The organism is Paraburkholderia sp. J7, assembly GCF_905220155.1.
GTDB lineage: Bacteria > Pseudomonadota > Gammaproteobacteria > Burkholderiales > Burkholderiaceae > Paraburkholderia.
The window spans coordinates 1-2,437 of record NZ_CAJMYZ010000063.1 but is presented as its reverse complement, the minus strand read 5'-3'; the positions used below and the strand labels follow the sequence as shown (position 1 = coordinate 2,437).

Genomic DNA, 2,437 nt, shown 5'->3' with positions numbered 1-2,437 from the left:
ACGTCACAACGTGGCCAGAGCGTGCAAACGCTCGCCGCCGAGCACAGCGACGCGAGCGCCTCGCAAGAGGCATACGGCGGTGTGCTCGCCGCTGGTTCCGAGACGGGCAACCGCGTCAACATGCCTGGTAACGACCTCTTTGCTCACCACTAAGCGCTCCCGCCGCCGTCGCCCGGTCGCCCGGTCGCCCGGTCGCCCGGTCGCCAAACATCGTCGCCGGTGTGCGGCGCCCTGATCGCGCGGTCAGGCCGAGCTCCAAAGAGACATTCGCTTGCCGATACCTGCCATGGCGCCCCAGCGCGATGGCTAACCAGACCGGGAAAGCGGTATCACACGCTTAAATCATCTTGCGATATAATCGCAAACGACTTAATCAATTTTTCGCGACTCATCGGCCTTTGTCTGAAGAGGATGCACATGAAACCTACGGACCTTCCGGCGAACGCCCCCCTGCCGCTCGCCGACTATCTTTGCTTCGCCGTCTACTCCACGAATCTGACGTTCGGCAAGGCATACAAGCCCATTCTCGATGAACTTGGACTGACCTATCCTCAGTTCATAGCGATCATTGCGCTTTGGGAACAAGATAACCAGACGGTAAGTGGTTTGGGCGAAAAGGTGTTCCTTGAATCGAATACGCTTACGCCCATGTTGAAAAAACTTGAAGCGATGGGCTATGTGGAACGCCGACGTGACCCGGAAGATGAGCGTCAGGTGCGAGTCAGTCTGACAAAAAACGGTCGACGACTCCGCGAGAAGAGTCTCAAGGTCGCAGACCTTACGGACGCGACTGGACTAACGCCCGAAGAGTTTTCGAAATTGCAGAAAGCAATCGTGACGTTGCGCAGCAACCTGTTTAACTCTCTCGATTCCAAATAGTTCGCGCTCGGCAGAGCGGACCCGACGGCGCCGCTATCAGTCCGGCACAAGGATGATGCTTGCGCCCGGATCACCTGCCGGACGAGGCCCGGAGGCGTCCGCCGCGAGTTACTCCCACGGCGTCCAGCGTAGCGCCACCGCGCCGCTCCACTTGCAGTCCAAGCCTTGGATTCTCGTGGTTCGAAACGACGTCGCATCAAACGGAACTTGTCGCGCGCTCTTTCGAGTTGTAGCCGCTGTGCGACACGCCCGCAAACTTCTACCCCGACGGACTACCTCCAACACCAGCCCTACGTTGGCTGGTCAATCGGACAAGCTTAGGAAACCCAATCAAGCAGGTCGGCCTAGTCATCATCGAACATTTTGCGCGCCAGAAAATCGACGAATGAGCGTATTGTCGGTGCCAAATTGCGATTCGATGGCCCTGTCGAGAGGTATTGGTCGGCATGGTCGATATTTCATTGAGCACTGGTATCACGCTGCCCGCGCTTAACTGCCGTTGAATCGCAAAGTCCGGGATACAGCCGATTCCGACGCAGCTTTGCTTGAGTTGAATCAACGCACCCCATGTCTTCACGGATGGAAGTGGTGCCACGCACATATCCGGCTGCACATCCCGTATCGAGGACCGCTTCGATGTTGCGATCCGGCATGGGGGCGACGCAAGACTCTAGGCTGATGTCCAAGCATCTTGTTTACTCGCGCCGCAGAGTCGTCGGCTCGCTAGGATATTTCTCCCCCCTGACAGCCCTCTAGATCTGAGCCAACATGTCCGTCTGCATCACAAAAAGTCCTCAGCAGGAAGCTTCCCGCGCCGTCCGCGCGGAACTCGAGGTCAAGCTCGATCTCTGGGAACTCGGACATGAACTCTCGAAGTAGCGGTGCGAGCTAGGAACTTGCGACCTGGATCCTTGCGCGTAGCTTTCCCCGAGGGTTCTTAGCCCGATCAGCAAGACGCTCCTCGATCTGCTAGAACCCTCCACGAATCCGCAGACAGCTCGCAAGGAGAACGTCGTCTTCGTGCGTGAGCGCAATGCTTCGCATACTGCGATGAAAAGGGCGAGTCGACAGCTTTCCTCGAGACGCGCAATCGCCGTCGCGACGGCCGATGCGGGAAGGCCAATCCGTTCTGCACGAGTAAAACTACGGGTCTCCGCAGCATGCATGAACGCATTCAGTGCGCTCAACTTGTCCGCGTCATCTTTCTTCTCGGGAAGCAAGTGGGCAACGTAGGCGGGTGGCACGGCACGCCAAGATCACAATCCTGGCTGGCGTCTCGGAAAGTCCGAAAGTGAGCTGCGGAAGTAAGTCGGTCAATTCGATTGCCGACAACTCGCAAAAGGTGCCGACCACGACACTTAGCGTGGCGACAGGATCAGGGTCGCGTACGAGCTCTCACCGACGCGGTGATAAAAAAGGGCGTTGCAAAGCCGCAACCGCCCCCTCGTATATCTGACTGCCCGTGCAAGCGCAAAACATGGAGAGCGGGCCAAAAACTGCCTTGGCCCGCATGATGGATTGTCGCGATGCGAGATCGGTAGTGTATGCCCTGTGTGGC

General features: G+C 57.9%; 2 protein-coding genes. One reads left to right on the top strand and one right to left on the bottom strand.

From position 1 onward, the window contains the following. Nucleotides 1–417 precede the first annotated feature (417 nt). The gene (locus U5A58_RS40280; protein ID WP_321918051.1) at nucleotides 418–879 is read left to right on the top strand and encodes a MarR family transcriptional regulator; all 462 of its coding nucleotides are present in this window, start codon (nucleotides 418–420) and stop codon (nucleotides 877–879) included. A 794-nt stretch (nucleotides 880–1,673) separates the two neighbouring features. On the opposite strand, the gene U5A58_RS40965 is transcribed toward U5A58_RS40280, so the two are convergent. Beyond that, nucleotides 1,674–2,123 carry a helix-turn-helix domain-containing protein gene (locus tag U5A58_RS40965; RefSeq protein WP_415774368.1) on the bottom strand — a complete coding sequence of 150 codons (450 nt, stop codon included), beginning with the start codon at nucleotides 2,121–2,123 and terminating at the stop codon, nucleotides 1,674–1,676. Between the last annotated feature and the right edge of the window lie 314 nt (nucleotides 2,124–2,437).